The organism is Sphingopyxis sp. (assembly GCF_050725615.1).
Classification (GTDB): Bacteria; Pseudomonadota; Alphaproteobacteria; order Sphingomonadales; family Sphingomonadaceae; genus Sphingopyxis.
The window spans coordinates 1-26447 of the sequence record NZ_JBOHHU010000060.1 but is presented as its reverse complement, the minus strand read 5'-3'; the positions used below and the strand labels follow the sequence as shown (position 1 = coordinate 26447).

Sequence of the window (26447 nt, the reverse complement as noted above, 5' to 3'; positions counted from 1 at the left end):
TAGGCGCCCTTCGACAGGCTCAGGGCTACGGTGAAACTGGCCGAACTAAGCCTAACCCGCGCTGATCCGCTCGATATCCGCGCCGACCGCCTGCAATTTCTCCTCGAGCCGCTCGTAGCCGCGGTCGAGGTGATAGACGCGGTTGACCTCGGTCGTGCCCTGCGCGGCGAGCCCGGCGATGATCAGGCTCATCGAGGCGCGCAGGTCGGTCGCCATCACCGGCGCGCCGACCAGATGGTCGACCCCGCGCACCACGGCGCTGCGGCCGCGCACGTCGATGTCGCAGCCCATGCGCGCCAGCTCGGGAACGTGCATATAGCGGTTCTCGAAAATGGTTTCGGTGAACAGGCTGGCGCCGCTGCCCAGCGTCGCCATCGCCATGAACTGCGCCTGCATGTCGGTCGCGAAGCCCGGATAGGGTGCGGTCGACAGCGTGACGGGCTCGGCGCGGCCGGTCATCGCGACGCGGATGCCGGTCTTGGTGGCCTCGACGGTCGCGCCGGCCTGGCGCAGCGCGCTCAGCGTCGCTTCCATCTCGCTCGCCTTGGCGCCGACGAGTTCGACGTCGCCCTCGGTGATGACGGCGGCGCAGGCGTAGCTGCCCGCCTCGATGCGGTCGGCCATCACGCGATAGGTCGCGCCGTGGAGGCGGTCGACGCCTTCGATCGTCAGCGTCTCGGTGCCGATGCCGTCGATCTGGGCGCCCATTGCGACGAGGCAGTTGCACAGGTCGACGATCTCGGGCTCGCGCGCGGCGTTTTCGAGGATACAGGTGCCCTTGGCGAGCACGGCCGCCATCACCGCATTTTCGGTCGCGCCGACCGAGACGACGGGGAAGGTGAATTTGCCACCGGCAAGCCGGCCGCCCTTCGCGACGGCCTTCACATAACCCGACGCCAGTTCGATCTCGGCGCCCATCGCTTCGAGGGCTTTGAGGTGGAGGTCGATCGGGCGGTTGCCGATCGCGCAGCCGCCGGGCAGCGACACCGTCGCTTCGCCGGCGCGGGCGAGCAGCGGGCCGAGCACGAGGATCGAGGCGCGCATCTTGCGGACGATGTCATAGGGGGCGACGGTCGAGGTCAGCGTGGTCGTGCGTGCGGTCATCACGCGGCCGAAATCCTCGGGCCGCGATCCCTCGATCGTCGTCGAGCAGCCGAGCTGGTTGAGCAGATGCCCGAACCCGTCGACGTCGGCGAGCCGCGGCAGGTTCCTGAGCGTCAGCGGCTCGTCGGTGAGCAGCGCGCAGGGCAGCAGGGTGAGCGCCGCATTCTTGGCGCCGGAAATGGGGATACGGCCCTTGAGTCGCTGGCCGCCGCGAATGACGATTTGATCCATGCGCAGTCTTTAGCGGATGGGGGCGGGCGCGCAAGCGGGCGGCGATGGTTAAGCGATGTCGGGCGGTCGCGGCTTTTCCCATGGCAATGACAATCGAAACATGGAAATATCGGTGCAAATATCGCGCGTTATGGAGACAGTATCAGGGCTGGTTCAACATCAACAAAAAGGGGCAAGGACATGAGGAATATTGTCGCTACCATCACCACGTCGGCGTCGTTGATCGCGGCGCAACTCGCGCCGCCGGTGCTTGCCCAGACCAGCTATCCCTATCCAGGCTCGGGCGGGCCGCAGATTCAGCCGCCGCGCGACCAGGGCTATGCCGGCACGCTGCGCTGCGAATCGCGGAACAGCAAGATCCAGCGCTGCAACGTCCGCACCGACAATCGCGTCGACCTGATCCGGGTGATCGGCGGGCGCTGCTCCAGGGGACGCGACTGGGGCTTCACCGCCAACCAGATCTGGGTGACGGGCGGCTGCCGCGCCGAATTCGGCTATGGATATGCGAACAATGGCGGTTATCCGGTACCGCTGCCCGGGCCGGTCGACGATTATGCCGGGACGATCCGCTGCGAATCGCGTGGCAATCGCTATGAGCAATGCAATGTGCCGACCAACGGGCGCGTCGAACTGCTGCGGCGCCTCGGCGGCAAGTGCAACGCCGGGCGGCAATGGGGCTATGACGCCAATTATATCTGGGTCAACAATGGCTGCCGCGCCGAATTCGCTTATGGTTACAACAATCTGACTCCGCTGCCGGGGCCCGAGCCCGAGAAGGACAAGGGGCCGAGCACCGGGCTGATCATCGGCGGCGTCGTGGTCGCCGGCGGGCTGCTCGCGCTGTTGCTGGGCAAGAAGAAGAAAACACCGGCGGGCGAGGAGGCGGCGACCGAGACGCCGACGACCTATCCCGCCGGGCCGCCCGCGACGCTGAGCGCCAACCTGTCGGCGCTGCCGAGTGCGGCGCGGCCATCGGTGCAGAACTGCATGAACGATGCGGCGCGCCAGATCGGGGTCACCGGCGGCACGCGGCTGGTATATGACAAACTGGTCAGCCTCGAACAAGGCAACGGCGGCTGGCGCATCCGCGCGGCGATGACCGCGACCTATCCCGACGGGGCGCGGTCGCTGGAGATGTATTGCCGCGCGACCCCGAGCCAGATCATCCAGCTCGACTTCAGTTAGGAGGAGGGCGGCATCGGGCTGGCGCCGGTCGGGCGTTGCGATTATCCCGAGTGTGGATAGGAGCGCGCGACTGACCCACGACCAAGCCAGAGCCGACACCGCCGCGCCGCTCGATCGCGCGCTTGCCGCCGTTCGCCTGTTGCTGTCGGGCGACATTGCGGGCGGCATCGCGCAGTATCGGGCGAGCATGGGGGCGTCGAAAACGCGCCTGCCGATCGGTATCCATATCGCGATGCTCGAATCCGCCGGCCATGCGCACGCGGCGCAGGCGCTGTGCGAACTGGGCCTGGGCACGGGGGACGATGTCAGTGCCGCCGTCCATAAGGCGCAATCCCCCGGCCAGCTCTGCCGCGAGTATGAGGCGTTGTTCGAACGCGGGGCGATCAACTCGCGGATGATCGCGCGCTACGCGGGAAGCCTGATCGAACTGGGCAGGGCCGAGGAAGCGGCGCGAATCTTCGATTCGACCAGGCTCTTCCAGACGGTCATGCTCGACGATCTGACGGTGGCGAACGAACCGCTGGCGGACCTCGTCGCGGCCGAGATCGCTGCGCGGGCGACCGCTTCCGCCAAGCCGACAGTCAATGGACCGGCCCTGGACATGCTGCGCGTCGGCAAACTCACGCACGATCCCGGCCCCGCCGTGGCGCGGTTGATCGACGCGATCGAAGCCGAGGCGCGGCGCTATCTAGCCAGCTGGGCCGGCAGCGATCACCCGTTCGCGCGTCATGTCAGCGATCAGCATGTTATCCATGCCTGGGGTCTGATCTCAGAGGGGCCGGGCCGGCTCGACCGGCATTCGCACAAGCGCGGCTGGGTAACCTGCGTCTATTATCCCGTTGGCGTTCCCGATGGCGAGCAAGGCGGAGACCTGATGGTGGGGGCGCCGGAGGGCGGCGCGTCCGGACCCGGATGGCCGCAAGCGCGGGTCCGGCCGCGCGCGGGGCTGCTGGTGCTGATGCCTTCCTATTACACACACTGGACAAAACCCTATGATGCCCCGGGGTTACGGGTATCGATCGCGGTCGATTTCGAGCTCAGCCGGGCCGCTTCGTTCGTCGCAAATGACGTGTCCTAGCTGGCGACCAGCGCTTCCTCGACTTGCGCCAAACGGTCCTTGCCGAAGAACATCTGATCGCCGACGAAGAAGGTCGGGATGCCGAACACTCCGCGCGCGACCGCCGCTTCGGTGTTGGCGACGAGCTTCGCCTTGATGTCGGGCTCCTGCGTGCGGGCGAGCAGCGCGGGGCCGTCGAAGCCGTTGGCGGTGAGGAAGGCGGCGGCGGCCTCCGGGTCGTCCATCTTGACGCCTTCCTCCCACATCGCGCGGTTCACCGCGTCGACATAATCGTCGAGCACGCCTTCGTCCTCGGCGACGATCGCGCCGCGCATGATCAGCAGGGTGTTGACCGGGAAATGCGGGTTGAGGCGGAATCGGGTCAGGCCATGCTTGTCGATGAAGCGCCGCATCTCCAGATTTTCATAGGCCATTTTGGCGGGCGCCTCGGCATATTGGACCATCGGCGCCTTGTTGCCCGTCGCCTTGAAAATGCCGCCGAGCAGGCAGGGGGTGATGATCAGCTCGGCGTCGGTGCGGTCGAGCAGTTCGGGCAGCACCTTCAGCGTCAGATAGGCGTTTGGGCTGCCGAAATCGAAGATCAGTTCGAGGGCTTTTGTCACCATTTTTCTCCCCAGGGGCGGAGGTCGAGTTCGTGGGTCCAGGCGCTTTTGGGCTGCTTGTGGAGCATCACATAATTGGCGGCGATCGCGTCGGGGTTGAGGATCAGGTTGGCGGCCTTGGCGTTGTCGAAATCCGGGTGGCGGCCCTTGATGAAGTCGGTGTCGATCGCGCCGTCGATGATCGTGTGCGCGACGTGAATGCCCTGCGGCCCGAGCTCGCGCGCCATCGACTGGGCGAGCATGCGCAGCGCGCCCTTGGCGCCCGAAAAAGCCGAAAAGCCCGATCCGCCGCGCAAGCTCGCGGTCGCGCCGGTGAAGAGGATCGTGCCGCGGCCGCGCGGGGCCATGCGCTTCGCCGCCTCGCGGCCCATCAGGAAACCGCCGAGGCACGCCATTTCCCAGACCTTTGTGTAGACGCGCACCGTCGTCTCGGCGATCGGGAAGTTCACATTGGCGCCGATGTTGAACACCGCGACCTCGACCGGGCCGACTTCGGCCTCGACCTGGTCAAACAGCGCGATCATGTCGTTTTCGTCGCGGGCATCGCCGGGGAAGGCGCGCGCCTGGTGGCCGTCGTCGCGGATCGACTGCGCGAGCGCTTCGAGCTGGTCGAGGTTGCGGGGGCGGCGGTTGACGCAGGCGGTCAGGCCCTCGGCGGCGAAAGCGCGGGCGATCGCACCGCCAGTGGCGTCGCCGGCTCCGATGATGACTGCGGCTGGTTGGGACATGCGACTCTCCTCTTGGTGCAGCATAGTAACTATGATAATCATAGCGACAAGGGATTTCTGCTCCCCGGCGAAAGGAGTTATGGACAGGAAATGCCCAAGCGTGCGGATCTTTCGGACACTTTCTGCCCCGTCGGGCGCTCGGCCGAGCTGCTCGGCGACCGCGCGGTGCTGCTGATCCTGCGCGACCTGTTCTTCGGCAACCGGCGCTTCGAGATCATCGCGGCGAACACCGGCCTCGGGCCGCAGCTCGTGTCGGCGCGGCTCAAATTGCTCGAAGGGGAGGGGGTGGTCGCGCGCCATGCCTATCAGGATCGGCCGCTGCGCCACGAATATCGGCTGACTGCCAAGGGCAAGGATCTGTTCGATGTGCTGTATGCGATGCGCGGTTGGGCCGAGCGCTGGGCCTATCGCGAGGGCGAGACCGGCGGCGGGCCGGCGATGCGCTATATCCACCGCGCGTGCGGGACCGACGTCGGCACCGCGGTCATCTGTCCGGGCTGCGGCGCGGCGCTCGGCTATGGCGATCTGAAGGGCGAGCCGTCGCCGGCGCTGAAGGCCGAGCAAGCGGCGCGGTCGGGCTAGACCGACGGCCGCGTTCTGATACGCTGTCGCCTTGATGCGAAGGGGGCGAATTTGCGCGGCCGATCACTCGTCAGTCTGGCCTCTCTGCTGGCCTTTGCCATGCCGGTGCAGGCTATCCCGCCGCCGCCGCCACCACCCGACCCGACTGCGGTGGTCGAAGCTGGTAAATTGGCCGACGAGTTGATCGCCCTGGACGAAGGAGAATTGCGGTATCGGACGGGTTTCGCGGTATCCAGCGAGGTGACCGGTTGGCTGGTGACGGCGCATCCCGACGTTCGCGACCCTGCGGTGCTCCGCGCACTTCATCTGGCCATTCTTGCCCGGGTAGACGCGGTTTGGCCGGAGGAACGGTCCAATATTCGGGCGCAACTGGCCAATCTTTATCGATTGCTGTCGGCCACCGACCTTGTTGCTGCGCGCACTTTCATCGCAAGTCCCGCCGGGCAGAACTTTGGACGGCTACTCACAGGCGCCGATATCGGCTTGCTCGACAGGGCGGCAACCGACGTCCTGTACCGCCGGTTGTTTCCCGAGTTGCCGGACTTGCTTGCCGCGGCGCAAAAGTCCGCGACCGAATAGCGGCTACGCCTTTTCCAGCGTGCATTGCAGCGGATGCTGGTTCTGGCGCGCGGCGTCCATCACCTGGTTCACCTTGGTCTCGGCGACCTCATAGCTGAACACGCCGCAGACACCGACGCCCTGCTGGTGGACGTGGAGCATGACCTGCGTCGCCTGTTCGATGTCCATGTTGAAGAAGCGCTGGAGCACCATCACGACGAATTCCATCGGGGTATAATCGTCGTTGAGCAGCAGCACCTTGTACATCGACGGCTTTTTGGCCTTGGCGCGGGTGCGCGTCGCGATGCCGACGCCCGGGGTGCCGGGCGTGCCGTCGTCCTTGTCCGCCATGGCGCGGACATTATCGGGCTCCGCCATGGCGCGGATCGGGGGAAGGGTCTGAACTGGAAACATTGTCACCGGAATATCGCACGCCGCGACGGATTCGCAAGAGGGCGGGGAATCATTAACCCCCTTTTCCTGCACGATCCGAAAACAAGAACCGCCCGCTTCCGGGGGGAAGCGAGCGGTCTTGGTGTGTCGGCGCAGGCTGGGAGGAGGGGAGAGACGCCCGCGCCAACGGGAAGAAAAAGGCCCTTAGGCTGCCTTCATCTTCGAAGTGATGACCGACACGCGGTTCGAGATCGGCGCGAAGCTGTCGTTCGCCATCTTGACGACGAGTTCGCTGGTCTTCGAGGTCTGCGCAACAGCGGCGTCGAAGGCCTTCTTGCTGTTTTCGGCATAGAGCTTGAAGAATTCGGTCGGCGACTTGACGGCGGTGTAGCCCTTCAGCGCGGCGGTGGTGTCTTCAAAGCTCTTGCGAGCGAAGGTCACGCCTTCCTGGCCGAGGACTTCGGCGTTCTTCGCGGCGATCTTGCCGGCTTCGACGAGGGCTTCGAGGTTCGCCTTGTTGAACTCGACGGCTTCTTCGGCGAGCTTGCTGGTCTTGGCGAGCGCGTCCTTCGACTTCGCCTGGAAATCGGCGGTCAGGGCTTCGGCGCGGGTCTTCGCTTCGTCGGCGAACTTCTTGACGGTGTCGTTCATGGTCTTGAATCCTTTGGTGGCGGCGGCGACCGGCTTCGGTGCGGCCTTCAGGGGCTTGGGGGCAATGGTCTTGACGACCGCCTTCTTGGGGGCGGCCTTTTTGGCGACGGCCTTGGGGGCCGCTGCCTTCTTGGCGACCGGCTTGGCTTTTGCCTTCACCGTCGGGGTTTTCACGGGCGCCGGGGCAGCCTTCACCACTGCCGGGGCAGCGGCTTCGACCGGAGCGGCCGGAGTCACCGCCGGCTTGGCGGGGGTTTCCAGCGTCGCGGCTTCGAAAGCCTTTTCAGCACTATCCATCTTGGTAGCCATCGGGGTAACTCCTGTATGTTGCAGTGCACAATATAGGAGTGGCGTGGCGATTTCAAGGATATTTTTGTGCAGCGCACAAAAAATTCTGGTCGCGGCCTTATTGGCCTTTTATTCCCGTTATTTTACCGCTGTTTGACATAGCGGCCGGGGGCATCCTCGATTGCCTTCTTAGCCCCTTTTCCGGGAATGCGCGAGCCCTTGGCGGCGGTTTTTGCGCCATCCTGTGCGACAATCCAGTCGATCCAGTGCGGCCACCAGCTGCCCTTGGTCTCCTGCGACGACGCCTCGAATTCGGGCAGGGTCGCGGCGTCATTGTCGCCGGTCCAATATTGATATTTGCCGGCGGCGGGCGGGTTGACCACGCCGGCGATATGCCCCGACCCGGCCAGCAGGAAGGTCTTCGGGCCCGACAGATGGTCCATCAGGCGCCACACGCTGGCGAGCGGCGCGATATGATCCTCGCGCCCCGCCTGGATATAGGCGGGGGTCCTGATCTTGCGGAGGTCGAGCGGCGTGCCGCCCACCGACAGGCTGTTCGGGATCACCATGCGGTTGTCGCGATACAGGTCGACCAGATATTGGCGGTGCCACTTCGCGGGCAGGTTGGTGGTGTCGCCGTTCCAATAGAGCAGGTCGAAGGGCGGATAGTCGTTGCCGAGCAGGTAATTGCTGACGACATAGTTCCAGATCAGGTCGCGCCCGCGCAAGCTGTTGAAGGTCGCGGCCATATAGCGGCCGTCGAGAAAGCCCGGCGCCGACAGCTGTTCGAGCAGCGCCAGATAGCTGTCGTCGACGAACATCTTGAGGTCGCCGGCGAACTCGAAATCGATCTGTGCGGTGAAGAAGGTGACCGATTGGACCTTGTCGGCTTCGCCCTTCGCGGAGAGCATCGCGAGCGTCGCGGCGAGGGTGGTGCCCGCGACGCAATAACCGATCGTGTGGACGGCGGGGACGTCCAGCAAGTCGCGCACCGTGTCGATCGCATCGACCTGCGCCGCGATATAATCGTCCCAGACGACGTCCTTCATCGAAGCGTCGGCCGATTTCCACGACACCATGAACACGCTCAGGCCCTGCTCGACCGCCCAGCGCACGAAGCTTTTCGCGGGGTTGAGGTCGAGGATGTAGAAGCGGTTGATCCACGGCGGGAAGATGACCAGCGGCGCGGCGTACACATCCTTGGTGGTCGGGGTGTAGTGGATCAGCTGGTACAGGTCGGTCTCGTGGATCACCTTGCCCGGCGTCGTCGCGATGTTGACCCCGACCTCGAACGCGTCGGGATCGACATGGCTGAGCTGCCCGCGCGACAGGTCGGTGAGCATATGCTTGAGGCCCTTGAGCAGGCTCTCGCCGCGCGTCTCTACGGCACGCTTGATCACTTCGGGGTTGGTGAGCGCCAGGTTCGAGGGCGAAAAGGCGTCGGCCATGCCCTTCGCGGCAAATTCCATCTTCTTGCGGGCGCCCTCGTCGAGGCCCGACATCTGCCGCGTCGTCGCGAGCAACTGGTCGGAAAGCAGGCCATAGGTCTGGCGGATCAGCGCGAAGGCCGGGTTGGCGGTCCATTCGGGATCGGCGAAGCGCTTGTCCTTCGGCGCTTCGGTGGGCGCGTCGGGGGTGAAGCCCGGGGTCAGGGTCGCCAGCGAGGTCCAGAAGGCGACCCCCTGTTCCCACATTTTCGCCGACTGGTCGGCCCAGGCCTGGGTTGCGGGATTGTGGATCCAGCCGGCCGGGTCGAACAGCGCGGCGGCGTTCGCCTTGCCTTCGCCGGTCTGGCTCATCGCGTAGTCGAGCATCATCTGCTGCGCCCGGCCCATCACGCTCGTCCAATGCTGCAGATCGTCGGGCGACGGCATGAAGGGATTTGGCGTTTCCGATGTGCCGTCTTTACCCGTGTCGTTCATGCCGGTTCTCGCTGGTCTGTGCCGATATAATGCCTATAACAAGCCACAGCGCGGCTGGCGAGAAGCCGTTCGCGCTATTTCCAGATGTAACGAAAAGGAGTTGTTCTAGTTTCCCATGTCCGAAGATGAATTCTATCGCATCAAGCGCCTGCCGCCCTATGTCATCGCCGAAGTCAATGCGATGCGTGCGGCCGCCCGCGCCTCGGGCGAAGACATCATCGACCTGGGAATGGGCAACCCCGACCTGCCGCCGCCCGCGCATGTGATCGAAAAATTGTGCGAAGTGGCGATGAAGCCCGACGCGCACGGCTATTCGCAGTCGAAGGGCATTCCGGGGCTGCGCCGCGCGCAGGCCAATTATTACGCCCGCCGCTTCAACGTCGAACTCGACCCCGAGAGCGAGGTCGTCGTGACGATGGGGTCGAAAGAAGGGCTCGCGAGCCTCGCCACCGCGATCACCGGGCCGGGCGACGTCGTGCTGGCGCCGAACCCCAGCTACCCGATCCACACCTTCGGCTTCATCATCGCCGGCGCGACGATCCGCAGCGTGCCGACGACCCCCGACGAAAATTACTGGCGCGCGCTCGACCGCGCGATGGCTTTCACCGTGCCGCGCCCGTCGATCCTGGTGGTCAATTATCCGTCGAACCCGACCGCCGAATCGGTCGACCTCGCTTTCTATGAACGGCTCGTCGCCTGGGCGAAGGAGAATAAGGTCTGGGTGCTCAGCGACCTTGCCTATTCGGAGCTTTATTACGACGGCAATCCGACCCCCTCGATCCTGCAGGTGCCGGGGGCGAAGGATGTCGCGGTCGAATTCACCTCGATGTCGAAGACATACTCGATGGCGGGCTGGCGCATGGGTTTCGCGGTCGGCAACAAGCGGCTGATCGCGGCGATGACGCGGGTCAAATCCTATCTCGACTATGGCGCCTTCACCCCGATCCAGGCGGCGGCGTGCGCGGCGCTCAACGGGCCGCAGGACATCGTCGCCAGGAACCGCGAGCTGTATCAGAAACGGCGCGACGTGATGGTCGACAGCTTCGGCCGCGCCGGCTGGGAGATTCCGAGCCCCAAGGCGTCGATGTTCGCCTGGGCGCCGCTGCCGCCCGCGCTGAAAGAGATGGGCAGCCTCGAATTTTCGAAGCAGTTGCTGACCCATGCCAAAGTCGCGGTCGCGCCCGGCGTCGGCTATGGCGAGGACGGCGAAGGCTTCGTCCGCATCGCGATGGTCGAGAATGAGCAGCGCATCCGCCAGGCGGCGCGCAACATTCGCAAGTTCCTCCAGATGCACGGCATCAACACCCCGGCGGCTGCGGCGGGCGGCGAGGGCTGATGAGCGCCGGGCTCGGCGCCATTGCCGAGACGATCCAGCTGTCGGTCACCCCGGTATTCCTGCTGGTGGCGACCGGCAGCCTGCTCAATGTCTTCACCGGCCGGTTGGCGCGCGTCGTCGACCGGTCGCGGGCGCTCATCGAGCTATGGGGCACGACGGACGGTCAGGAGCATGAACGCATCGTCGCCGAGCTTCGCGTGGTCGATCGCCGCATCGACGTGATCAACAATTCGATCGGCGCCGCGGTGGCGTGCGGCATCGTCGTCTGCCTGCTCGTCGCCTTGTTGTTCACGCAGGCGGTGGCGGGTTTCGACCTTGGATTGGCGGCGGCGTGGGTCTTTGCGTTGGCGATGCTGTTGCTGCTGTTGTCGCTGGCACTCTTCCTTTTCGAGGTGCGGCTGGCGATCCGCACGATCCATGTGCCGATGGAATTGCTCGAGCTTGAGGAAATGGGCTGGCAGCGGCGGCGCAACCGGGGCTGAGCTAGGGCGTCACGGTCGCCCGGAATGTCGGCGTCACCCGCTTGCGGCTCGCCTGCTCATAGGCATAGCCGGCGCCCAGCACCTCGGCGTCGCTCCACTTCGTCCCGATGAAGGAGAGGCCGATCGGCAGGCCCTCGACCGCGCCCATCGGGACGGTGAGGTGCGGATAGCCGGCGACGGCGGGCAATTGGCTGACGCTCGGGCCGCTATAATGGTCGCCGTTGACGAGGTCGCTGGTCCAGGCGGGGCCGTTGGTGACCCCGACGAGCAGGTCGACGCGCTTGTCCTTCAACAATTTGTCGATGCCCTCAGGCCCGGCGAGCCGCGCGGCCTTCGCCTTCGCTTCGACATAGGCGGGGCTGTCAAATCCGCCCTTGGTCTCGGCGAGTTCGAACGAGGACTGGTCGAACCATCGCATCTCTTCGGGATGCGCCTTGTTGAAGGCGATCAGGTCGGCGAGCGTTTTCGGGCCGTCTTTCGCGGGCACGCCGCCGAGATACGCCGCCATATCGGCCTTGAGTTCGGTCATCAATATTTCGAATTCGGCGTCGCCCAGTTCGTCCAGCCCTTTGCGGCTGTCGGTGATCTCGACGATCGTCGCACCCAGATCGGCCATTTGTTTGAGCGCCGCATCGAACAGCGCCGCGACGTCGGTCCGGTCGCCGATGCGATCGCGCAATACGCCGATGCGCTTGCCCTTCAACGCCTCGGGAGAGAGCGCGGCGGCATAGTCAGTCTTGCGCGCATCGGCCTCGGCGGTTGCGGGATCGGCGGGGTCGCTGCCCGCGATGATGGTCATCACCGCCGCGGCGTCGCGGACGGTCAGGGTGATCGGTCCCGCCGTGTCCTGGCTGTGGCTGATCGGCACGATATGGGTGCGGCTGACGAGGCCGACGGTCGGTTTGAACCCGACGACGCCATTGACCCCGGCGGGGCAGGTGATCGAGCCGTCGGTTTCGGTGCCGATGGCGAGCGGCGCGAGGTTCGCCGCGACGGCCGCGCCGCTGCCCGATGACGAGCCGCAACTGTTGCGGTCGAGCGCGTGGGGGTTTCTGGTCAGCCCGCCGACCGCGCTCCAGCCGCTGGTCGCATTGTTCGAGCGGATATTCGCCCATTCGCTGAGGTTGGTCTTGCCCAGGATGACCGCGCCCGCGTCACGCAGCCGCGCGACGATCGGCGCGTCGCGGTTCGTGATATTGTCCTTGAGCGCCAGCGAGCCGGCGGTGGTCGGCACCGGTCCGGCCGCTTCGATATTGTCCTTCAGCAATATGGGGACGCCGTGCAGCGGGCCGCGCGTTTTTCCTGCCTCGCGTTCCTGATCGAGCTCATAGGCCCGGGCCGTCGCATCGGGGAACAGCGCGATGACGGCGTTCAGTTTCGGCCCATTGTCGTCAAGGTTGCGGATCCGCTCCAGATAGGAAGCGGCGATCACGTCGCTGTTCACCGTCCCCGCCGTCATTTCGGCCTGCAGTATCACGGCATCCTTGCCTTCCATGTCCGGCAGCGGTGGCGGCATCGCGGCGCCCGGGGTGGTGGCGGGAAAGACGGCGAGCAGGGCGGCAGCGGCGAGCAGCGAAATTTTTTGCATGGCCGCGAAGCTGCCAGCCGTAGCGGCAATTGCAAGCGGCGAATTTCGGCGCGTCGCAACGGCGTTGACACCGGGGCGTCCGGTCTGCTCCCATGGCGCCACGGGAGATAAAAATGAACCAGAAAGCTGCCCTTGCCGGGAGCGTCGGGTCGCCGCCCACCGAAGGCGTGTCCGCGCAGACACGGACGATGCTGTGGGTGCTGCTGATCGTCTATATCTTCAATTTCCTCGACCGGCAGATCGTCAACATCCTCGCCGATCCCATAAAGAACGAGATGGGTCTGAAGGATTGGCACATGGGGCTGATCACCGGACTTGCCTTCGCATTTCTTTACGCGCTGCTGGGCATTCCGTTTGCGCGTTATGCCGACCGGTCTTCGACCAATCGGGTAAAGCTGATCTCCTTTGCTCTGGCGATCTGGTCAGGGATGACGGTATTGTGCGGGATCGCGCAAAATGTCGGGCAATTGATATTGGCTCGCGTCGGTGTGGGGATAGGCGAGGCCGGTTGTACACCCGCAGCCCACTCGCTGATCGTGGATCAAGTTGCGCCGGAAAAACGCTCTTCTGCCATCGCTTTTTATGGGCTGGGTGTTCCTATCGGTTCGCTGCTGGGATTGGTGGCGGGGGGGATCGTCAACGACCTATACGGGTGGCGCGTCGCCTTGATGCTGGTCGGAGCGCCCGGTCTGTTGCTGGCTGTTTTGGTGATGCTGCTGTTGCGCGACCCGCGATCCTTGCAGGAACCACGAGCGGTTTCCGAAGCCATGGAGAAATCCGCGTCGAAATTGTCGACCAAAGCGGCATTGAAGGAAGTTTTCGCCTCTCGCGCGTTTGTCTACCTGTTCATAGCGGCTTCGGTCACGGCCTTTCTGGGCTATGGCAAAGCTTTGTGGACGATCAGCTTCTTCATTCGTTCGCATGGCCTTTCGACCACCGAGGTCGGCTTGTCGCTGGCGGTGGCGCTTGGTTTGGCTGGTGTTTTCGGGACCTGGCTGGGCGGGAAAGCTGCCGAGAAATTTGGGCCGCGCGACAAGCGACACATACTGACCTTGCCGGCGTTCGGAATGGCGGTGGCTGCGCCGATCCTGTTCGCAAGCTATCTGATTCACGACTGGCGCATTGCGGTTGCCTTGTTGGTGGTGCCCACGATTCTCAATGCCGCTTATTATGGCCCGGCCTTCGCCTGTGTGCAGGGCCTGGTGCGGCCGGAGGCACGGGCAGTGGCCGCATCGGTCGTTCTGTTTGGCCAGAATCTGATTGGACTGGGCTTTGGGCCCTTGCTGTTCGGCATCCTTTCCGACCTGTTTCAACCTTATGCCGGACAGGAAAGCGTGCGCTGGGTGCTTTATGGCGCTGCGTGGCTCGGACTGATCCCCGCCTTCTTCTTCTGGCGCGCCAGTCTGCGCCTGACTGCGGAACTCAAATCGGGCTAAAAGGGCGTGCCCGTCCGCGCGCGCTGCGCTTTCGCGGCGTCGATCCACCAATTGAGATCGTTGGCGAAGCGCGGGAAGCCTTTCTCGATCCGGCTGCCATCTTCACCCGTCGGCACACCGTCGGCGTCAAAGGCCCCCCCGATCCGGGCAAGCGACAAGGCCGTCGACGTCACGACCATGCCCATCGCGCCGAGCGTGGTCCGCCAGGCGGTGGCCGACCGGACGGCGGCAAAGGGTCCTGCCGAATAAGAGGCGATGGCGGCGGGGCGCCACGCATATTCCACCAGATAATGGTCGACCAGATTCTTGAGCCCGGGCTGGAGGCCGCCATTATATTCGCCCGCGACAAAGACATAGCCGTCGGCGCCCGCGATCTTCGCCGCCAGTTCGGCCATCGTGGGCGGCGCCTCGCCGGGCGGATAATCGCTGAAACGCCGGTCGAGCATCGGCAGGTCGACGGCTTTGGCGTCGATCAGTTCGGCGCTGTCGCCGCGCGCGGCGATCGCGTCGACGAGCCAGCGGGCGAGTTTGATCCCCTGCCGGTCGCGGCGGTAGCTGCCATAAAAGACGAGGATGTGGCGGGTCATAGGAAACTCCGGGTCAGGGGCGGATGGTGATCGGGGTGCCGTCGGGGACGAGGGCCCACAACTGTTCAATCTCAGGGTTCGAAAGCGCGATGCAACCGTCGGTCCAGTCGGTCGTCAGCGTTGGGCCGGGCCAGCGGTTCGGCTGGCCGTGGATGAAGATGTCGCCGCCCGGCGCGCGTCCCTGCGCCTTGGCATAAGCGCGGTCGGCGGCGTTGGGATAGGAGATGCGCAGCGACAGATGATAGGCGCTCGCCGGGTTGCGGCCGTTGATCGTGTAGCGTCCTTCGGGCGTGCGCTCGTCGCCCTCGAACCGCTTGTGCCCCTCGGGCGCGTCGCCGAAGCGGATGCCGGTGTAGCGCGCGATTTCGCGATCGCCGCGATAGGCGATCAGCAGCCGATCGCTCTTGTCGACCAGCAGGCGGGTGGCGCTGGCATCCTTCGTCGCCGACGGTGGCTGCGACGCGGCGGAGTTGCAGGCGGTCAGCAGCAGCAGGGGCAGGGCGGCGCGGTATCGCATCGACACGATCCTACGCCTTTGGCGGCACCCGGCAAGCCCAAGGCCCGTTTCTCAGTCGCTGAACGGATCGCGGATCAGGATCGTGTCTTCGCGCTCGGGGCTGGTCGAGACGAGCGCGATCGGGGTTTCGATCAGTTCCTGGACGCGCTGGATATATTTGATCGCCTGCGCGGGCAGGTCGGCATAGCTCCGCGCGCCCGCCGTCGTTTCGTGCCAGCCGTCCATTTCCTCGTAGATCGGCTCAACCTCGGCCTGGTCGGCCGAATGGGCGGGGAAATAATCGAGGATCTTGCCGCGCAGGCGATAGCCGGTGCAGATGCGGATCGTGTCGAAGCCGTCGAGCACGTCGAGCTTGGTCAGCGCGATGCCGGTGACGCCCGACACCGCGCAGCTCTGGCGGACGAGCACCGCGTCGAACCAGCCGCAGCGGCGCTTGCGCCCGGTGACGGTGCCGAATTCATGCCCGCGCTCGCCCAGCTTCTGGCCCGTTGCGTCCTCAAGCTCGGTCGGGAAGGGGCCGCTGCCGACGCGCGTCGTATAGGCCTTGGCGATGCCGAGCACGAAGCCGACCGCGCCGGGGCCGAGGCCCGAGCCGCTGGCGGCGGTGCCGCTGACCGTGTTCGAGCTGGTGACGAAGGGATAGGTGCCATGATCGACGTCGAGCAGCACGCCTTGCGCGCCCTCGAACAAGATGCGCGCGCCGGCCTTGCGGACCTTCTTGAGGCGTTTCCAGACGGGCTGGGCATATTCGAGCACGAAATCGGCGATTTCGGAGAGGTCGGCGATCAGGCGTTCGCGGTCGATCGGCGGTTCGCCGAAGCCGGCGCGCAGCGCGTCGTGATGCGCGGTCAGGCGGTCGAGCTGCGGATCGAGCTTGTCGAGGTGGGCGAGGTCGCAGACGCGGATCGCGCGGCGGCCGACCTTGTCTTCATAAGCGGGGCCGATGCCGCGGCCGGTGGTGCCGATCTTGCCCGCGCCGGCGGCGGTTTCGCGCAGCGCGTCGAGGTCGCGGTGGAACGGCAGGATCAGCGCGCAATTGTCGGCGATCGCGAAATTGTCGGCGTTGATCTCGACGCCCTGGCCGCGCAGCTTGGCCATTTCGTCGCGCAGCGCCCAGGGGTCGAGGACGACGCCGTTGCCGATGATCGACAAAGTGCCGGTGACGATGCCCGAGGGAAGCAGCGACAGCTTGTACACCTGTTCGCCGACGACGAGCGTATGGCCGGCATTGTGCCCGCCCTGGAAACGCACCACGGCGTCGGCGCGGCTGGCGAGCCAGTCGACGATCTTGCCCTTGCCCTCGTCGCCCCATTGCGACCCGATGACGGTGACATTTGCCATGATGCTGTCCTGCTGAACTGGGGCCCCAAAACGACCAGCGCCGGCCCGGCGCGGCCTTAGCGGATTTGGCCGCAGAGGCAAGCTTGGTGGGACGGATTTGCGACAATTTCGGGCTAGATATGTTGCCGTCAGGGAAAGCGGAGATTGTGGACGATGCGAAAACTGCGGTTGATGACAGGAGCCGCGCTGGCGGCGTTCATCGCGGCGAGCCTGATCGTTCCGGGCCCCTTTGCCGAGGCGCGCGAACGACTGCGCGACCGTATGATGCAGCGGATGGGCGCCGACGAGGGGCCGAAGGCGCCCGGAAGCGAAACGATTTCCTATGGCAGCGCCCCCTTGCAGACGCTGGATGTCTGGCGCGCCGCCCATGCGAAGGGGGCGGCGCCGCTGGTCGTCTTTGTCCATGGCGGCGGGTGGAAGCGCGGCAGCAAGGATAATGCGACGGGGCGGTATAAGGCGGAGCATTATCCCGCTGCGGGCTATGCCTTTGCGTCGATCGACTACCGGCTGGTTCCGACTGCGACCGTCGAGCAGCAGGCGGCCGATGTCGCGAGTGCGGTGAAGGCGTTGGTCGACAGGGCCGATGCGCTCGGCATCGACCGGCGCCGGATCGTGCTGATGGGGCATAGCGCCGGTGCGCATCTGGTGGCGCTGGTGGGGACCGACGAGCGATATTTGCGCGCGGCGGGGCTGAGCTTCGCCGATATCGCGGGGGTGATCCCGATCGACGGTGCTGCCTATGACGTGCCCGGGCAGATGAAGGACGGGCCGGCGGTCATGCAGGCGACCTACAAGCAGGCTTTCGGGACCGATCCGGCGCGGCAAGCGAAACTGTCGCCGACGCTGCAAGCGGTGGCGCCCAATGCGCCGGCGTTTCTGCTGCTCTATGTCCAGCGCCCCGACGGCGTGCGGCAGGCGAAGGCGCTGGGTGCGGCGCTCGAAGCGGGCGGGAGAAAGGTCGAGCATGGCAGCTTCCCCGGCGAGGGGCTGCAGGGCCATGGCGAGATTAATCGGCGGTTGGGCGACCCGAGCTATGCTGCGACGGGCGCGGTGGATGCGTGGTTGAAGCGGGTGTTCGGGACATAATATTAGCGGTGCTACACCCTTCGTCATCCCGGGCTTGACCCGGGACCCGCCTTTGCCTTCAAGACAGGCAGGCCCCGGGTCAAGCCCGGGATGACGAATGGAAAGCAACGTCCCAATGACCGACCTCGACGCGCCCTATCACGCGCATATCTATTACAACCCGGCCGAGCGCGATATCGCTGTGGCTTTGCGCGACGATTTCGGGCGCGATGCGGCGATCCTGTTCGTCGGGGCGATGACCGACGCGGCGGCGGGGCCGCATCCGATTGCGCAATATGAGGTGCATTTCCTGAAGTCGCACCGCGATGCGGTGGTCGCGGCGATCACGGCGACGGGGTTGCGCGCGCTGGTACATCCGCTGACCGACGACGATCTCGCCGATCATACGACGCTCGCGCAATGGATCAGGGAGCCGGTCGAACTCGACGTGACGGTACTCGATCCGCCGGGGGTGAACCAAGGGATTCCTCGCTTCGGGGTTTCGGATTTCTAGTCGGGCTTGTTAAACCCCGTTCATATCGAGCGAAGTCGAGATACGAACGGATGTGAGGGTGCGCTTCAGGCTTCGAGGGGACCGTCGGCGGTGAGCCGGTAGCCGCAGCCCAGCGCGCGGGCGTCGTCGCTTTCGGACAGCGCCGCCACCGTCTGCCACCCGTCGGCGCGCAGGCTCGCGGCGAGCGCGGCGTCATGGTCCGCCGGCAGGAAGATCCGGCGTTCGGCGTCGTCCTCGGCGCCGAGGCCGTCGTCGATCAAGGGATCGGGATAGAGCGAGAAACCGACCGCCGATTCTTCATGGTCCTCGCCCACCGGAATGGCATAACCGCCGCCACGACCGATCGCGTCGCCCTGGCCGGGGACGAAAATCTGGAAGCCGAACCAGCTCTGATAAGCGAAGCCGTGGCGTTCGGTGGGATCGAGCGTCAGCGTCACGCGGTCGCGGATCGGGGCGGCGATTTCTTCCAGCGCGTCGATGCGGCTGGCGAGTACGCCGGTCGTATCGAAAGCGCGCAGGTCGGCGATCGCCTGGTCGAACGGGCCGGTGGCGCGCAGCAACGGCAGATAGGCGGCGGCGCCAATGCGGACGAGCGCGCCGGCATCCTTGGCGTCGAGTTCGTCGCGCAGTGTGTCGAGGCTGGCCTCTACCGGCAGCAAGGCCGCGAGCAGGTCGACCGCGTCGGGCAGGGTGAAGTCGATGGTGACGGGGCCGATTCCCGCCGCATCGAGCGCGTCGATCGCGACGGTGACGATCTCGCGCGCCGCCGCGACGCTGTCGCTGCCGATCAGCTCGGCGCCGACCTGCAGCATCTCGCGCGCCGGGCGGAGCTGGCTGGCGCGCAGCTTGACGATTTGCCCGGCGTAGCAAAGGCGCAGCGGGCGCGGAGCCTGGGCGAGCAAGGAGGTGGCGATGCGGCCGACCTGGCGGGTGATATCGGGGCGCAGCGCGAGGGTGCGCTGCGACACCGGGTCGGTGAAGCGGAGCAGGTCGCGGGCGCTGCGGTCGTCGTCGCCGCCAAGGGTCTCGCGGAACTCGGCGAGCGGCGGCGAGACGCGGCCATAGCCATGCGCGCGCATCGCATCGACGAGCGCGCGGGTGACGCGCGAGGCGGCTTCGGCCTGTTGCGGCAGGCGATCACGGAGGCCTTCGGGCAGCAGGGCGGGGGTGCGAGGCATGGTGGGCTCTCCTACGCGGTGCGTGCCGCAAGTGAAAGCCCCTCCCCTTCAGGGGAGGGGTTGGGGTGGGGCCATCGGCCTAGCACAGACCTCTTGGCCCACCCCGCTGCGACTAGCGGGCAAGCCCGCAAGTCTCGCTGCCCCTCCCCTGAAGGGGAGGGGTTTGAAGAGATCAGAACTTCAGACCCTTCACCGTCTTCACGCCGGGGAGCTGACAGATCTGCCACAGCAGCGGTTCGGGCAGCGGCGAGTCGAGGCTGAGCAGCAGCACCGCCTCGCCGCCCGCGGCGCGGCGGCCGAGGTGGAAGGTGCCGATGTTGAGGCCGGCGTCGCCCAGCGTCGTGCCGATGCGGCCGATGAAGCCCGGTGCATCCTCGTTGACGATGTAGAGCATATGGCCGTCGAGATCGGCCTCGACCTTGATCCCGAACATCTCGACCAGACGCGGATCGCCGTTGCTGAACAAGGTGCCCGCGACCGAGCGGTCGCCGTCGCTCGTCGCCACCGTGACGCGGACCAGCGTGTGATAGTCGCCGTCGCGGTCGTGGCGCACTTCGCGGACGTCGAGGCCGCGTTCGCGCGCCAGGTGCGGCGCGTTGACCATGTTCACGCTGTCCGAATAGCGGCGCATCAGGCCGGTGAGCACCGCAGCGGTGATCGGCTTGAGGTTCAGCTCGGCGGCGGCGCCCTCGACCTCGACCGAGATCGTCGTGAGATTGTCGTGTGCGAGCTGCCCGACGAGGCTGCCGAGCTTTTCGGCGAGGCTCATATAGGGGCGCAGCTTGGGGGCTTCCTCGGCCGACAGGCTGGGGACGTTGAGCGCATTGGTGATGCCGCCGGTGAGGAGATAATCGGACAGCTGTTCGGCGACCTGGATCGCGACATTGACCTGCGCCTCGTCGGTCGACGCGCCCAAATGGGGCGTGCAGATGAAGTTCGGGGCGCCGAACAGCGGATGGTCGGCGGCCGGCGGTTCGGTCTGGAACACGTCGAGCGCCGCGCCCGCGACATGACCGCTGTCGAGCGCGTCCTTGAGCGCGGCTTCATCGATCAGCCCGCCGCGTGCGCAGTTGATGATCCGCACGCCCTTCTTCGCCTTGGCGATATTCTCGGCCGACAGGATGTTGCGCGTTTGGTCGGTCAGCGGCGTGTGCAGCGTGATGAAATCGGCCTTGGCGAGCAGGGTGTCGAGATCGGCCTTTTCGACGCCGAGCTCGATTGCGCGCTCGGGGGTGAGGAAGGGGTCGAAGGCGACGACCTTCATGCGCAGGCCCAGCGCGCGCTCGGCGACGATGCTGCCGATGTTGCCGCAGCCGATCAGGCCGAGCGTCTTCGAGGTCAGTTCGACGCCCATGAAGTCGTTCTTCGGCCATTTGCCCGCCTGGGTTCCGGCGTTGGCTTCGGGAATCTGGCGCGCGAGCGCGAACATCATCGCGATGGCATGTTCGGCGGTGGTGATGCTGTTGCCGAACGGCGTGTTCATCACGATGACGCCCTTCTTCGACGCCTCCGGAATGTCGACATTATCGACGCCGATCCCGGCGCGGCCGACGACCTTCAGGTTCGTCGCGGCGGCGAGGACGTCGGCGGTGACCTTGGTGGCCGAGCGGATCGCGAGGCCGTCATAGGCGCCGATCATCGCGATCAGCTCGTCCTTGGTCTTGCCGGTGATGACGTCGACGTCGATGCCGCGCTCCTTGAAGATCGCGGCGGCCTTGGGGTCCATTTTGTCGGAAATCAGAACTTTGGGTGCGGTCATGTTTCTATTCCTGTTTTCTCGTCACCCCCGCGAAGGCGGGGGTCCAGCTTTCTCGTATGGTGCTGGGTATGACGATGGAAAAGCTGGATTCCCGCCTTCGCGGGAATGACGGTCAAAGGGGGTCAGGCGTTGAGCGATGCGTAAGCCCAGTCGAGCCAGGGGCCGAGCGCTTCGATATCGGCGGTATCGACGGTCGCGCCGCACCAGATGCGAAGACCCGGAGGGGCGTCGCGATAGCCCGCGATGTCATAGGCCGCGCCTTCGGCTTCGAGCAGCCCCGCGAACTTCTTGATGAAGCCCTCGTCGGCGCCCGCAACCGACAGGCAGACCGAAGTCTTCGATCGGCTGGCGGGATCGGCGGCGAGGTGGCTGAGCCAGTCACGCTCGGCGACGATCGTGTCGAGCGCTGCGGCGTTAGCGTCGCTGCGGGCCTTCAGGCCGTCGAGACCACCGAGCGACTTCGCCCATTCGAGCGCGAAGATCGCATCCTCAACCGCGAGCATCGAGGGGGTGTTGATCGTCTCGCCCTTGAACACGCCTTCGGTCAGCGCGCCCTTGCTGACGAGGCGGAAGACCTTCGGCAGCGGCCAGGCGGGGGTGTAGGTTTCCAGCCGCTCGACCGCGCGCGGGCCGAGGATCAGCACGCCATGGCCGCCTTCGCCGCCGAGCACTTTCTGCCAGCTGAAGGTCGCGACGTCGATCTTGTCCCACGGCAGGTCGTAGGCGAACACCGCGCTGGTCGCGTCGGCGAAGCTCAAACCTTCGCGGTCGGCGGCGATCCAGTCGCCATTCGGAACGCGGACGCCGCTGGTGGTGCCGTTCCAGGTGAAGAGAACGTCGTTCGACCAGTCGACCTGGGTGAGGTCGGGAAGCTGGCCGTAATCGGCACGGATGACGGTGGGGTCGAGCTTGAGCTGCTTGGCGGCATCGGTGACCCAGCCTTCGCCAAAGCTTTCCCAGGCCAGCGTCGTGACGGGGCGGGCGCCGAGCATCGTCCACATCGCCATCTCGAAGGCGCCGGTGTCGGAGCCCGGGACGATGCCGATGCGGTGGGTGTCGGGGAGCTGCAGCGCCTCGCGCATCAGGTCGATGCAGAGCTGCAGGCGCGCCTTGCCGATCTTGGCGCGATGCGAGCGGCCCAGTGATTCGGTTTGGAGTTTTTCGGGGGCCCAGACCGGCGGCTTGGCGCAGGGTCCGGAGGAGAAAAACGGGCGCGCAGGGCGCAATTCGGGTGTCGGCACTTCAGTCATCATAGTCTCTCCTTGCAGAGAGCTCGCGCGGCGTTGGGACCGCGTGGCCCGGCGCCGCGTTTAGGGAGCGCCGCGTAACTGTCAAACAAATTGCGCCGCCCGGGCGAAATTATCGACGAGCCGATGCCGTGCTTTAAGACTTGTTAACCATGGTGTCGGTAAATTGACGCCATGGCGAAACTCGCGCTTCTTCGGCCCCGAAACCTGATGGCGACGATCGCGGCGCTGTCGCTTTCGGCCTGTTTCGGCAGCCCCGACGTGATGAAGCGCAGCGACGCCAACCGCCCCGCAGCGAGCACGCCGAAGCGCCCGCAAATGACCTCCGCGCCGTCGTTCAACAGTCCCGAGGCGCAGCAATGTGCGGTCGACCTGAAGCAGGCGGGGGTGAAATTCACCCCATTGCCGAATCAGGACCATGGCGGCGGTTGCAGTTCGATCGATTCGGTGAAGCTGCTCGACATCGGCACGCCGACCTCGGGCCTCGGCGCGATGACCTGTCCGCTGGCGAAGAATTTCGCGGCCTGGGCGCAATATGCGGTGAAGCCCGCAGCACAGAAATATTTCGGGCAGAAGGTCGTGAAGATCGAAACCTTCGGCACCTACAGCTGTCGCAACATCTATGGCGGCCGGTCGGGCCGGCTGTCGCAGCACGCCTATTCGAACGCGGTCGACGTGTCGGGTTTCGTGCTCGCCGATGGACGCCGGATCATGCTCGACGGCGGGTGGAAGGGCGACAAGGCGTCGCAGGACTTCCTGCGCGCGCTGCACAAATCGGCATGCCGGCGCTTCGGCACGGTGCTCAGTCCCGATTATAATGCCGCGCATTATAATCATTTCCACATGGACATGAGCGGCAACGGTTACTGCCGCTAGGGCGTCCGGTCCTGCCCCCAGTCTTGGCAAAGTCACGCGGAACGGCTAGCCGTCCGCCAATGACAAAAGACAATCAACCCCATCGTTCGCGTTTCCACAAAGCCAAGGATGACGCGCATTTCGCCAAGCAGGCGGTATCGACCCCCCAGACGCAGGACCCCGCCTATCGGCTGGCGTTCCAGGATACCGAATTCCTGCTGCGCGAAGATTTGCGCCCGGTGCGCTTCCAGCTCGAGCTGCTGAAACCCGAATTGATGCTCGACGAGGCCAAGATCGAGTCGATGCTCGTGATCTATGGCTCGGCGCGTATTCCGTCACCCGACATGGCGCAGGGCGTGCTCGACGCCGCGCGGACGCCCGAGGAAAAGCGGATCGCCGAGCGGCTGGCCGCCAAGGCGAAATATTATGAAGAGGCGCGCAAGCTGGCGCGCATCGCGAGCCAGGTGCCGCCCGATGAAAATGGCTGCCGCAACTTCGTCGTCTGTTCGGGCGGCGGGCCGTCGATCATGGAAGCGGCGAATCGCGGCGCCGACGACGAGGGTCAAGAATCGGTCGGACTCAACATCGTGCTGCCGCACGAGCAGGCGCCGAACCGCTATGTCACCCCGGGGCTGAGTTTCCAGTTCCACTATTTCGCGCTGCGCAAGATGCACTTCCTGCTCCGCGCCCGCGCGGTGTGCGTGTTCCCGGGCGGCTTCGGGACGTTCGACGAGACGTTCGAGCTGCTCACGCTGATCCAGACCGGCAAGATCAAGCCGATTCCGATTGTGCTGTTCAGCCAGGAGTTCTGGACCCGCGTCGTCAATTTCGACGCGCTGGTCGAGGAGGGCGTGATCAGCGCGCGCGACCTGTCGCTGTTCCACTTCGTCGAAACCGCCGACGAGGCGTGGGAGATCATCCAGGATTTCTACGCGAAGGTCGAGGCGGAGTAGTCGGGCTGAAGCCCCTCCCCTGAAGGGGAGGGAGGGGGCGTCATTTTTGCTCGTCCAGATACAGGATCAGCGCCTTGCGATCGAGATCGTCGGGGATGCCCGCGAACGCCATGCGCGTTCCCGGAACCGCCATCATCGGCTGCTTGAGATAGATGTCGAGCGCGGCATCGTCCCAGACGCCGCCCTTCGCTTTCATCGCCGACGAATAGCTGAAGCCTGCGTGCGATGCGACCGCGCGGCCGACGACGCCGTGGAGGTTCGGGCCGATGCCGTTCGCGCCGTCCTTGTCGATCGTGTGGCAGGCGACGCAGCGTTTGAAAACCTCGGCGCCCATCGCCGCGGTCGGTTCGACCGTCGCTTCGGGCGCGCCCGACGGCGCCTCCGCAGTATCGGCGGCAGGCTTGTCGCTCTTGCCGCACCCCGCGAGCGCGAGGGCGCCCGCCAGAACGACGGGCGCGATACGCATTATTTCTTGGCTTCGGCCGGGGCGGGAGCGGCTGCGGCGCCTTCGGCCGGGGCAGCAGCGCCCTTGTCGGCGGCGGCCGGAGCGGCCGCGCCGTCGGCGGGAGCGGCGGCCGCATCAGCAGCCGGAGCGGCTTCGGCGGCGGGCAGCGGCAGGTTCGATCCCTGCGCGTTCAGATAGACGATCAGGTTCGCGCGGTCTTCGGCGCTGCCGAGGCCGGCGAACGACATTTTGGTGCCGTTGGCGAATTTGCGCGGGCTGGTCAGCCAATGGTCCATCTTTTCGAAGTCCCACTTGCCGCCGACATTCTTGAGCGCATCGGAGAAGGCGAAGCCGCCCCGACCATGGCCGATCTCGTCGCCCATCGCTGCGTAGAGGTTCGGGCCGATGCCATTGGCGCCGCCCTGGTTGATCGTGTGGCACGCGGCGCATTTCGCGAACACGGCCTCGCCCTTGGCGACATCGGCGGCGGCGAGCAGGTTGGGAAGCGGCACCGCCGAGGCGGTCGCGCCGCCGGCTTCGGCGTCCTCGATCGGATAACCTTCCTTCTCGGGGTGATGGTCGGCGAAGACCATGCCCGACCCGATGGTCAGGCCGAGCGCGCAGATGCCCGCAAAAAGCACCCAGCCGGCGATGGTATTGTTGCGATTGTCCATGCTTTGCAGCCCCGTTCGCTGGCGCCCGCCCATGGACGCTCATATCTGATTTGGACGCTCCCTTACTGGTGCGGGCACGGCGGCGCAAGAGGATGAAACGGCCTTCGCATCGGTTGCGTACGCCGGTTGCGTACAAAGCGCCGCGCCGCTATGCGCGCCCCCTCTACGCGGGAAGGCAGATATGGGCAGTTATTCGGCATCGGCGCAGGCATTGGTCGACAAAATGAAGGCGGCGGCGCTCGCCGAGCCGGCGCGCGGCCTTGCGTTTCAGGGCGCGCCCGGCGCGAACAGCGACCTGGCGGCGCGCGAATATGACCCGAACTCGCTCCCCTTGCCCTGCTATTCGTTCGAGGACGCGATCGAGGCGGTGCGCGACGGCCGCGTCGATCGCGCGATCATCCCGATCGAGAACAGCCTGCACGGCCGCGTCGCCGACATCCACTTCCTGCTCCCCGAATCCGGCCTGTCGATCGTCGGCGAGCATTTCCTGCGCATTCGCTATGGCCTGATGAGTCGCGACCTTGGCCCGGTGACGCGCGCGATGAGCCATGAGCAGGCGCTGGGACAGTGCCGCAAATGGCTGCGCAGCAACGGCATCGATCCCGTCGCGCACAGCGACACCGCCGGCGCCGCCGCGTGGGTCGCGGACAGCGACGAGGTCGGCCTCGCCGCACTGGCGCCGCCGCACGCCGCCGACCTTTACGGGCTGAAGCTGCACGAAACGGGGATCGAGGACGCCGACCATAATATGACGCGCTTCGTCGTGCTGGCGCGCGCACCGCTGCCCGAATTGCCGCAGGACGTACCGCTGATGACGACCTTCATCTTCGAGGTGAAGAACATCCCCGCCGCGCTCTACAAGGCGCTCGGCGGCTTTGCGACCAACGGCGTCAACATGACCAAGCTCGAAAGCTATCAGGTCGGCGGCAGTTTCACCGCGACGACCTTTTACGCCGATATCGTCGGAGCGCCGGGCGAGGAGCGCATCGACCGCGCGCTCGAGGAGCTGGATTTCCAGACCAAGACGCTGCGGCTGCTCGGCACCTATCGCCAGGCGCGGGCGCGGTCCTAACGCCTGTTTCTGCACCGTAGCCCTGAGCTTGTCGAAGGGCGCTTCTCGGATAGGCGCCCTTCGACAAGCTCAGGGC

General features: G+C 65.7%; 27 protein-coding genes. 12 read left to right on the top strand and 15 right to left on the bottom strand.

Translation table 11 applies throughout. The annotated features are described in order from the left end of the window. Positions 1-51: 51 nt before the first annotated feature. Positions 52-1335, bottom strand: a complete 1284-nt coding sequence (gene murA, locus ACREB7_RS14205) for a UDP-N-acetylglucosamine 1-carboxyvinyltransferase (RefSeq protein ID WP_431592925.1) — start codon at positions 1333-1335, stop codon at positions 52-54. Between the two features lie 180 nt (positions 1336-1515). On the opposite strand from murA, the gene ACREB7_RS14200 reads away from it, so the two are divergent. Continuing rightward, positions 1516-2520 carry a DUF3011 domain-containing protein gene (locus ACREB7_RS14200; protein WP_431592924.1) on the top strand — a complete coding sequence of 335 codons (1005 nt, stop codon included), beginning with the start codon at positions 1516-1518 and terminating at the stop codon, positions 2518-2520. Between the two features lie 139 nt (positions 2521-2659). Continuing rightward, the gene (locus tag ACREB7_RS14195; protein WP_431592923.1) at positions 2660-3598 is read left to right on the top strand and encodes a putative 2OG-Fe(II) oxygenase; all 939 of its coding nucleotides are present in this window, start codon (positions 2660-2662) and stop codon (positions 3596-3598) included. Here the strand turns inward: ACREB7_RS14195 and ACREB7_RS14190 are convergent. After that, positions 3595-4203, bottom strand: coding sequence for a 2-hydroxychromene-2-carboxylate isomerase (locus ACREB7_RS14190; protein ID WP_431592922.1), 609 nt, complete (start codon positions 4201-4203; stop codon positions 3595-3597). The two genes, ACREB7_RS14195 and ACREB7_RS14190, sit on opposite strands and share 4 nt — an antisense overlap. Beyond that, complete coding sequence (locus ACREB7_RS14185) at positions 4197-4928, bottom strand: SDR family oxidoreductase (protein ID WP_431592921.1); 732 nt, start codon at positions 4926-4928, stop codon at positions 4197-4199. Before ACREB7_RS14185 ends, ACREB7_RS14190 begins: the two co-directional genes overlap by 7 nt. Before the next feature lie 90 nt (positions 4929-5018). Here ACREB7_RS14185 and ACREB7_RS14180 point away from each other — a divergent pair, with 90 nt between their 5' ends. Next, on the top strand, positions 5019-5510 hold the full coding sequence (locus tag ACREB7_RS14180) for a winged helix-turn-helix transcriptional regulator (protein WP_431592920.1): 492 nt from the start codon (positions 5019-5021) through the stop codon (positions 5508-5510). A gap of 51 nt (positions 5511-5561) precedes the next feature. After that, complete coding sequence (locus ACREB7_RS14175) at positions 5562-6089, top strand: hypothetical protein (protein ID WP_431592919.1); 528 nt, start codon at positions 5562-5564, stop codon at positions 6087-6089. Positions 6090-6092: 3 nt separating this feature from the next. Here ACREB7_RS14175 and clpS read toward each other — a convergent pair whose 3' ends face one another. The 3 genes from clpS to ACREB7_RS14160 all read right to left on the bottom strand — a co-directional run bounded on the left by clpS (position 6093) and on the right by ACREB7_RS14160 (position 9322). Then, complete coding sequence (gene clpS / locus ACREB7_RS14170) at positions 6093-6446, bottom strand: ATP-dependent Clp protease adapter ClpS (protein ID WP_431592918.1); 354 nt, start codon at positions 6444-6446, stop codon at positions 6093-6095. Between the two features lie 219 nt (positions 6447-6665). Continuing rightward, complete coding sequence (locus ACREB7_RS14165; RefSeq protein ID WP_431592917.1) at positions 6666-7421, bottom strand: phasin family protein; 756 nt, start codon at positions 7419-7421, stop codon at positions 6666-6668. A 122-nt stretch (positions 7422-7543) separates the two neighbouring features. Further along, positions 7544-9322, bottom strand: coding sequence for a PHA/PHB synthase family protein (locus ACREB7_RS14160; protein ID WP_431592916.1), 1779 nt, complete (start codon positions 9320-9322; stop codon positions 7544-7546). A gap of 115 nt (positions 9323-9437) precedes the next feature. Between ACREB7_RS14160 and ACREB7_RS14155 the strand changes: the two genes are divergently transcribed. Next, positions 9438-10658, top strand: a complete 1221-nt coding sequence (locus ACREB7_RS14155; RefSeq protein ID WP_431592915.1) for an LL-diaminopimelate aminotransferase — start codon at positions 9438-9440, stop codon at positions 10656-10658. Continuing rightward, positions 10658-11140, top strand: coding sequence for a DUF2721 domain-containing protein (locus tag ACREB7_RS14150; RefSeq protein WP_431592914.1), 483 nt, complete (start codon positions 10658-10660; stop codon positions 11138-11140). The genes ACREB7_RS14155 and ACREB7_RS14150 overlap by 1 nt, the downstream gene beginning before the upstream one ends. Before the next feature lies 1 nt (position 11141). Here the strand turns inward: ACREB7_RS14150 and ACREB7_RS14145 are convergent, their stop codons facing one another. Continuing rightward, positions 11142-12728, bottom strand: a complete 1587-nt coding sequence (locus tag ACREB7_RS14145) for an amidase (RefSeq protein ID WP_431592913.1) — start codon at positions 12726-12728, stop codon at positions 11142-11144. A 113-nt stretch (positions 12729-12841) separates the two neighbouring features. On the opposite strand from ACREB7_RS14145, the gene ACREB7_RS14140 reads away from it, so the two are divergent. Beyond that, entirely contained in the window at positions 12842-14164 is a 1323-nt protein-coding gene (locus tag ACREB7_RS14140) for a spinster family MFS transporter (RefSeq protein ID WP_431592912.1), read from the top strand. On the opposite strand, the gene ACREB7_RS14135 is transcribed toward ACREB7_RS14140, so the two are convergent. Genes ACREB7_RS14135 through ACREB7_RS14125 form a run of 3 tightly spaced genes read right to left on the bottom strand, consistent with a single transcriptional unit; the run spans position 14161 to position 16609 of the window. Then, a complete protein-coding gene (locus ACREB7_RS14135) occupies positions 14161-14751 on the bottom strand; it encodes an NADPH-dependent FMN reductase (RefSeq protein ID WP_431592911.1) in 591 nt (196 codons plus the stop codon). The genes ACREB7_RS14140 and ACREB7_RS14135 overlap by 4 nt on opposite strands. A gap of 13 nt (positions 14752-14764) precedes the next feature. Continuing rightward, positions 14765-15268, bottom strand: a complete 504-nt coding sequence (locus ACREB7_RS14130; RefSeq protein WP_431592910.1) for a L,D-transpeptidase family protein — start codon at positions 15266-15268, stop codon at positions 14765-14767. 51 nt (positions 15269-15319) lie between these two features. After that, positions 15320-16609 carry an adenylosuccinate synthase gene (locus ACREB7_RS14125; RefSeq protein WP_431592909.1) on the bottom strand — a complete coding sequence of 430 codons (1290 nt, stop codon included), beginning with the start codon at positions 16607-16609 and terminating at the stop codon, positions 15320-15322. A 261-nt stretch (positions 16610-16870) separates the two neighbouring features. On the opposite strand from ACREB7_RS14125, the gene ACREB7_RS14120 reads away from it, so the two are divergent. Beyond that, on the top strand, positions 16871-17695 hold the full coding sequence (locus ACREB7_RS14120; RefSeq protein ID WP_431592927.1) for an alpha/beta hydrolase: 825 nt from the start codon (positions 16871-16873) through the stop codon (positions 17693-17695). A gap of 115 nt (positions 17696-17810) precedes the next feature. Then, entirely contained in the window at positions 17811-18188 is a 378-nt protein-coding gene (locus tag ACREB7_RS14115) for a DOPA 4,5-dioxygenase family protein (protein ID WP_431592908.1), read from the top strand. A 65-nt stretch (positions 18189-18253) separates the two neighbouring features. Here ACREB7_RS14115 and ACREB7_RS14110 read toward each other — a convergent pair whose 3' ends face one another. The 3 genes from ACREB7_RS14110 to ACREB7_RS14100 all read right to left on the bottom strand — a co-directional run bounded on the left by ACREB7_RS14110 (position 18254) and on the right by ACREB7_RS14100 (position 22378). Continuing rightward, entirely contained in the window at positions 18254-19366 is a 1113-nt protein-coding gene (locus tag ACREB7_RS14110) for an ATP phosphoribosyltransferase regulatory subunit (RefSeq protein WP_431592907.1), read from the bottom strand. Between the two features lie 172 nt (positions 19367-19538). Then, positions 19539-21125, bottom strand: coding sequence for a phosphoglycerate dehydrogenase (serA, locus tag ACREB7_RS14105; RefSeq protein ID WP_431592906.1), 1587 nt, complete (start codon positions 21123-21125; stop codon positions 19539-19541). A gap of 122 nt (positions 21126-21247) precedes the next feature. Continuing rightward, positions 21248-22378: a phosphoserine transaminase gene (locus ACREB7_RS14100; protein ID WP_431592905.1), complete on the bottom strand. Its 1131-nt coding sequence runs from the start codon at positions 22376-22378 to the stop codon at positions 21248-21250. A gap of 204 nt (positions 22379-22582) precedes the next feature. On the opposite strand from ACREB7_RS14100, the gene ACREB7_RS14095 reads away from it, so the two are divergent. Then, complete coding sequence (locus tag ACREB7_RS14095) at positions 22583-23248, top strand: extensin family protein (RefSeq protein WP_431592904.1); 666 nt, start codon at positions 22583-22585, stop codon at positions 23246-23248. A gap of 59 nt (positions 23249-23307) precedes the next feature. Continuing rightward, complete coding sequence (locus tag ACREB7_RS14090) at positions 23308-24180, top strand: LOG family protein (RefSeq protein WP_431592903.1); 873 nt, start codon at positions 23308-23310, stop codon at positions 24178-24180. Between the two features lie 40 nt (positions 24181-24220). On the opposite strand, the gene ACREB7_RS14085 is transcribed toward ACREB7_RS14090, so the two are convergent. Further along, a complete protein-coding gene (locus ACREB7_RS14085) occupies positions 24221-24646 on the bottom strand; it encodes a c-type cytochrome (protein WP_431592902.1) in 426 nt (141 codons plus the stop codon). Continuing rightward, on the bottom strand, positions 24646-25299 hold the full coding sequence (locus ACREB7_RS14080) for a c-type cytochrome (protein ID WP_431592926.1): 654 nt from the start codon (positions 25297-25299) through the stop codon (positions 24646-24648). Before ACREB7_RS14080 ends, ACREB7_RS14085 begins: the two co-directional genes overlap by 1 nt. Before the next feature lie 181 nt (positions 25300-25480). On the opposite strand from ACREB7_RS14080, the gene ACREB7_RS14075 reads away from it, so the two are divergent. Next, complete coding sequence (locus tag ACREB7_RS14075) at positions 25481-26371, top strand: prephenate dehydratase (RefSeq protein WP_431592901.1); 891 nt, start codon at positions 25481-25483, stop codon at positions 26369-26371. The last annotated feature ends 76 nt before the right edge of the window (positions 26372-26447 follow it).